The sequence below is a fragment of the Haemophilus haemolyticus genome (assembly GCF_003493685.1).
GTDB lineage: Bacteria > Pseudomonadota > Gammaproteobacteria > Enterobacterales > Pasteurellaceae > Haemophilus > Haemophilus haemolyticus_O.
This window is the reverse complement of the sequence record NZ_QQJW01000004.1, coordinates 158,516-164,567: the sequence shown is the minus strand read 5'-3', so window position 1 is coordinate 164,567 and position 6,052 is coordinate 158,516. Positions and strand designations below refer to the sequence as shown.

7 protein-coding genes are annotated in these 6,052 nt (G+C 39.0%); 2 read left to right on the top strand and 5 right to left on the bottom strand.

Annotated features, from left to right (window positions below):
* Nucleotides 1-169: 169 nt before the first annotated feature.
* From rpoH to plsY, 5 genes are all read right to left on the bottom strand, one after another.
* Nucleotides 170-1,015 (bottom strand): RNA polymerase sigma factor RpoH, encoded by an 846-nt coding sequence (rpoH, locus tag DV434_RS05450; protein WP_005626842.1) that lies wholly within the window; start codon nucleotides 1,013-1,015, stop codon nucleotides 170-172.
* Between the two features lie 137 nt (nucleotides 1,016-1,152).
* Nucleotides 1,153-1,464, bottom strand: a complete 312-nt coding sequence (locus tag DV434_RS05445) for a DUF2322 family protein (protein ID WP_118785403.1) — start codon at nucleotides 1,462-1,464, stop codon at nucleotides 1,153-1,155.
* A gap of 25 nt (nucleotides 1,465-1,489) precedes the next feature.
* Entirely contained in the window at nucleotides 1,490-2,515 is a 1,026-nt protein-coding gene (gene murB / locus DV434_RS05440) for a UDP-N-acetylmuramate dehydrogenase (RefSeq protein ID WP_118785402.1), read from the bottom strand.
* 75 nt (nucleotides 2,516-2,590) lie between these two features.
* Nucleotides 2,591-4,294 (bottom strand): nitrate/nitrite two-component system sensor histidine kinase NarQ, encoded by a 1,704-nt coding sequence (gene narQ / locus DV434_RS05435; protein WP_118785401.1) that lies wholly within the window; start codon nucleotides 4,292-4,294, stop codon nucleotides 2,591-2,593.
* Nucleotides 4,295-4,335: 41 nt separating this feature from the next.
* Nucleotides 4,336-4,935, bottom strand: a complete 600-nt coding sequence (plsY, locus tag DV434_RS05430) for a glycerol-3-phosphate 1-O-acyltransferase PlsY (RefSeq protein WP_009500818.1) — start codon at nucleotides 4,933-4,935, stop codon at nucleotides 4,336-4,338.
* Nucleotides 4,936-5,017: 82 nt separating this feature from the next.
* Between plsY and folB the strand changes: the two genes are divergently transcribed.
* Complete coding sequence (folB, locus tag DV434_RS05425) at nucleotides 5,018-5,374, top strand: dihydroneopterin aldolase (protein ID WP_118785400.1); 357 nt, start codon at nucleotides 5,018-5,020, stop codon at nucleotides 5,372-5,374.
* An 87-nt stretch (nucleotides 5,375-5,461) separates the two neighbouring features.
* Nucleotides 5,462-6,034: a superoxide dismutase family protein gene (gene sodC / locus DV434_RS05420; protein WP_005626862.1), complete on the top strand. Its 573-nt coding sequence runs from the start codon at nucleotides 5,462-5,464 to the stop codon at nucleotides 6,032-6,034.
* Nucleotides 6,035-6,052: the final 18 nt, after the last annotated feature.

Here is a 6,052-nt window from a genome sequence, read left to right as displayed (position 1 = left end):
ATATTGTAAAAACGCGCAGCTTCTCTAATACTCATTTTCCCATTCAAAATAGGTTGGAGAGCCTGTAATTTAAATTCGATTGTGTAGTGTTTACCCATAAAAAATCTGCACCTCAATTGTTGGTTTGTTGAGTCCAACTTTTGGGGTGCAGATCACTTTTCTAAATTATTTAAAAACTCACCGCACTTTTTAATTTTTTCAGTGCATTAGTTTCTAATTGACGAATACGTTCCGCAGAGACATTATATTTTGCCGCTAAGTCGTGTAGTGTTGCTTTGTTATCATCTAGCCAACGAGCTTTGATAATATCCTGACTACGCGCATCTAGGCTTTGTAGCGCTGCACCTAATTGCTCGGTTGCTTGACTTTCAAAGTTTTCATTTTCAAGCTCCGCTGCGAAATTAGAACTTTTATCTTCCAAATAAAGGGCGGGAGAATAGGTCTCTGTTTCTGCATCATCAGTGGGTAAATCAAAACCTACATCGGCACCGCTCATACGCGATTCCATTTCGATCACATCTTCTTTGGAAACACCCAATTCATTTGCCACGATATCAACTTCATTTTCATTAAACCAGCCTAAACGTTGTTTAGTTTTGCGTAGGTTGAAAAATAATTTACGTTGAGCTTTCGTGGTTGCGACTTTTACGATACGCCAGTTACGAAGAACATATTCGTGAATTTCAGCTTTAATCCAATGCACAGCGAATGACACCAAACGTACACCAACTTCAGGGTTAAAACGTTTAACAGCTTTCATTAAGCCGATATTGCCTTCTTGGATTAAATCAGCTTGTGGCAAACCATAGCCAGAATAGCCACGCGCAACATGGATCACGAAACGAAGATGCGACAAAATGAGTTTTTTCGCTGCATCTAAATCCTCGTGATAATACAAACGTTCTGCCAATTCCTTTTCTTCCTCTGCGGTCAGCATCGGATATTCATTTGCCGCACGAATATAACCTTCGATACTGCCTTGAGGAACTAACATCATTTGTGTTTCTTTATCCATCGTTTCCCTTCTTTATTTTGGCTTTTGCCAATCAATGTACCTAGTTATAGCACAATAAGCTATCTTATTGAACCAATTTGTTAATAAGACAGGTTTTATCAATCAAAAGTTCAATTATTCTAATTAATTCTGATTAATTAGCAAAGTGGAATGAGGGTTAAATTAAGATTTTCATCAACCACTTTAAATAATAAATCAATGTTCGGATGTTTGCCTGGATTTGCTTTGGCATCTTCGACGTGTTCTGCAAACCATTCAACACCTTGTTGTGCGGAAGTGCGGTTTAATTTCCCGTTAAATTTTTCAGCCAACGCATTATAAAGGCGAAGCGAACCTAATTTACCTGGTATGGCTGGAATGTTGTGGATAATCGTTTCACCATCCATCACATTTAAACCGGTTAAATGATCGATTGTGGGTAAGGTTTCTAAAATTTCTTTAAAGCTCATAGTTTATTTCCTTAATCTATATAAATTATGCGATAGTTTGCTCGCTATTTACTTCGCTAGTTGCACCGATAAATCGTACTTCAGGTTGTAAATATACACCAAATTTTTCTGCAACAGTTTGGCGAACATGATGGGCGAGTTTGACCACGTCTTGTCCTGTTGCCCCGCTTTTGTTAATTAATACTAATGCTTGTTTTTCATGAACGGCTGCACCGCCAATTTGAAAACCTTTAAGATTGCATTGATCAATCAGCCAGCCCGCCGCTAATTTCACTGAGCCATCTGCCTGTGGAAAGTGCGGTAGATTTTCGTGATGTTTTTTGATTTCCTCAAAATGTTCCGAACTGACCACTGGATTTTTAAAGAAACTTCCCGCATTACCAAATTCATTGGGATTAGGTAATTTACTTTGACGGATATGACAGACTTCATTAAAAATTTGTTTAGCGGTGACCGTTTTGGAATCGAATTCTACAAGCGAGCCATATTTTAGAATAGGCTGCCAATTTTTTGTGAGCTTTAATCCAACCGCTGTAATCACGTAACCTTGTTGATAACGATGTTTGAAAATACTTTCACGATAACCAAATTCGCATTGTTCTGTGTCGAGTCGGAAGGTTTCATTTGTATTTAAATTAAGCACATCTACATAATCGCACACATCTTTAAATTCAACGCCATAAGCACCGATATTTTGAATGGGCGCAGAGCCTGCACAGCCAGGAATCAGAGCCAGATTTTCTAATCCATAAATACCATTGTTAATAGACCATTCCACCAATTCATGCCAATTTTCACCGCCATTCACATGCAGGTAGTGAAAATCAGAATCTTGTTGGTGAGTAATGCCCATTAAACGATTTAAAATCACCACACCATTAAAATCATCCAAAAATAGCATATTACTGCCTTGACCTAGAAAAAGTGCGGGTAAATTTTCCGCTTTTGAATGAGCCCATGCTTGTTGTAGTTGTTCAATGCTATGCGCTTCGATAATTTCACGAGCATTAGCATGAATATGGAAAGTGTGAAAAGGTTGTAAATTTTGCATTTAAAATACCATTATCGGGTGCATAAAAAATTTATCTTTTATGCCAGCTGCTATGAATAATTATATCCACCGTAATCAACATAATGCGTGTGGAAGCGTGATTTTCACCTGTGTACCGCCTTGTTCGCGACGGATGATGTTAAATTCTGCGTTAAGTTGGCGACTACGTTCAGTCATAATATTTAACCCATAATGACCTTCAGGCTCTTCAAGGTCTTGAATACCGATACCATTATCTTCAACTAAAATTTCGTATTCGCCTTCTGCATTAATTTTGGCACTAATTTCAATTGCTGTGCCTTGAGAATGTTTGATCGCATTGGTGGTGGCTTCACGTACAATTTGTAGCACATGAACCAGTTGTTGTGGATTCAAACTTTGTGATGGCAATTGGCTATTAACATTCATTTGCATCGTTGTTTGTGAACGTAATGAGTCAATCACTTGTTCTAGCGCAAGCTGTAAATTAGCTTCTTGTATAGTTAAACGGAAAGTGGCTAAAAGCTCGCGTAATTGTGCATATCCACTCGAAAGAGCCTGTTCAAAATCACGAATAATGACCAAACTTTGTTCTTTGGATGAATCGCCTTCTTTTTTCAAGTTATGTTTAAGTAATGTAAGCTGGATCTGTAAAAACGATAGCACTTGAGCCAATGAGTCATGCAATTCTCGTGCGATAATTGACCGCTCTTCCATCAATAAGAGCTGTTCTTGTTGGCGTAAACTTTTTTGGAAATAAAGGGCTCGTGCAAGCATTTGAGCAAGGTTTTGCATCATTCTCGGATCGGGACAAGGCAATCCTGCTTGCCAAGAGAGTGCGCCGAATTCCTCGTTATCGACAGAAAGTGTCTCAGTTTGCAAAGAGCAGTCTAAATCTTGAGTACCAAAAGCAATATCCCAATGCTCTGCACCCATAACTTCAACTTTAATATATTTCAAATTCTCGCTGACCAGAATGTGATCGAGCACTTGGCTTAATACTTTATCATTGATTGTGTTGGCATTAAGAATTTGAGAACTTTGATAAAGTGTCGTCAAAGAGCGGTTAGTTTGGCGTAACTTTTGTGTTTTTTCGTTTACTGTTTCTTCCAAACGTGAATAAAGCTGCCCAAGCTCCGTGGACATTTGTGTGAAGATACGCGCCAATGTACCTAGTTCATTTTGTTTCGTTGTATCTAGCGGAATGTGATTGAATTGACGCATTTGCACTTGCATACTGGCTTTAGTCATTAAGTGCAGTGGTTTTACGACTTCCCGCTGTGTGTACCAAATCACATAAGACACCATGAGTAAAATTAACCACATCGCGAAAAAGAGCACTGATACGCCCAAAATCCATTTTTGTTCACTGAAACGTTGTAGCTCAAACACAAAATAATCAACATCTGCCACGTAGTCAGTGAGCTGATTACTATAGTTTTTTACATCGTGTTGGCGCGCATATTTTTCCATGTTCGTCCAGCGTTGCAAAATGTTTTGATAGGAATGTTTTAATACATTCGGTGTGAAAAATTGATTTTGAACTTCTAGTAAAGCAGATGAATGAAGGCTTATATGATAACGGCGCAAGTTCGTTTCCACGCTTTCTGGTTGTTCTTGCATTTCATAGAGCAGGCGATAACTTTGCATCCGCAAAGAACCTGAAATATTAATGGCTTCTGCATCATATTTATTACTGCTCATAATTGCCAAACTTAGCGAGCTAATCACGCCAGCAACGATGAGAATGATGAATAAATATTTAGCAATACGAGTGGAAACTGAACGTTTAGTATGCACAGGAAACTCCAGTGGAAATTTAGAAAAGTGCGGTGAATTTTTTATTTCTTTTTAAATTTAGCCCAAACTTTATCTTCTTGACCGCGCCATAAACGTTGAACATTATCGTGATGACGATAAATTAATAGACAACAGACCAAGGCAACGGGAAAAGTAAATTCAGGTTTAAACCACCACACATAAAAAGGCACAAGTAAAGCAGAAATAACCGCACTTAATGAAGAATAACCGCTGATAAGAAAAACGAAGACCCAAGTGCCTAATGTAGAACCCGCTACAGCCCAAGAAATTGGAGCAATCGCACCGAAAGCGGTTGCGACGCCTTTGCCGCCTTTGAATTGGAAGAATATTGGGAATATGTGCCCCAAGCAAGCACCTAGTGCGACCATGCCTAATTCAAATTGTGTGAGACCTAAATAGTAACCAACCCATACTGGCGTCATGCCTTTTAAAATATCAATAATTAGTACAGCGAGAGCAGACCAGCGGCCACCGATACGAAGCACATTTGTCGCCCCAGGATTGTTTGATCCATTTTGACGAGGATCCGGTAAGCCAGCAATGCGACAAATTAGAATAGCACTGGAAATAGAGCCTAAAAGATAGGCACAAAGCATATAAAAAAGGGCAAAAAGGCTCATTTTGTACTCCAGCAAGAAAAAATATTCGTTATTCTACCCAAAGTTGATAGCATACGCCTACAATAATTTTAGAGGAAATCTTATGGATCGTGTTTTTATTGAAGAATTGACTGTTTTTGCTCAAATTGGCGTATATGATTGGGAACAGCAAATTAAGCAAAAGCTTGTGTTTGATTTGGAAATGGCGTGGGATTGTAAACAAGCTGCGGAAACGGATGATGTTGCATATTGTTTGAATTATGCTGAAGTGAGTCAAGTGATAATTGATTATGTGGAAAGCAAACCTTTCTTGTTGATTGAGCGAGTGGCTTATGAAGTGGCGGATTTGCTTGAATCACGTTATCAACTTCAAGGATTAAAAATGAAACTGAGTAAACCGAAAGCTGTCGCGCAAGCTCGAAATGTTGGCGTATTGATTGTACGTGGATGTTTAAAATAATGTGAAATTTTCGTAAAAACTTGTCGGCTTTTTAAACGAAATTGACTAAAATAATCATGAGTTTTTACTGCAATAAAGGAGATTGCAATGAATATGAAAACCTTATTAGCACTAGCGGTTAGTGCGGTATGTTCAGTTGGTGTTGCGCAAGCACATGAGCATAATCATGATCACAATATGGCACCAAAAGGTGCTTCTATTGAAGTGAAAGTGCAACAACTTGATCCAGTAAACGGTAACAAAGATGTGGGGACAGTGACTATTACTGAATCTAACTATGGTCTTGTGTTTACCCCTAATTTACAAGGATTAAGCGAAGGCTTGCATGGTTTTCACATCCATGAAAACCCAAGCTGTGAGCCAAAAGAAAAAGAGGGTAAATTGACAGCTGGTTTAGGCGCTGGTGGTCACTGGGATCCTAAAGGTGCAAAACAACACGGTTACCCATGGCAAGATGATGCACACTTAGGTGATTTACCTGCATTAACTGTATTACATGATGGCACTGCAACTAACCCTGTTTTAGCACCACGTCTTAAACATTTAGATGATGTTCGCGGTCACTCTATTATGATCCACGCAGGTGGCGATAATCACTCCGATCATCCCGCTCCACTTGGCGGTGGCGGCCCACGTATGGCATGTGGTGTGATTAAATAATTCAATTGTTCGAAACGA

Coding starts and splice junctions, on each gene's coding strand:
- sodC (WP_005626862.1), top strand. CDS start 5,462: ATGAATATGAAAACCTTATTAGCACTAGCGGTTAGTGCGGTATGTTCA.
- murB (WP_118785402.1), bottom strand. CDS start 2,515: ATGCAAAATTTACAACCTTTTCACACTTTCCATATTCATGCTAATGCT.
- plsY (WP_009500818.1), bottom strand. CDS start 4,935: ATGAGCCTTTTTGCCCTTTTTTATATGCTTTGTGCCTATCTTTTAGGC.
- DV434_RS05445 (WP_118785403.1), bottom strand. CDS start 1,464: ATGAGCTTTAAAGAAATTTTAGAAACCTTACCCACAATCGATCATTTA.
- rpoH (WP_005626842.1), bottom strand. CDS start 1,015: ATGGATAAAGAAACACAAATGATGTTAGTTCCTCAAGGCAGTATCGAA.
- folB (WP_118785400.1), top strand. CDS start 5,018: ATGGATCGTGTTTTTATTGAAGAATTGACTGTTTTTGCTCAAATTGGC.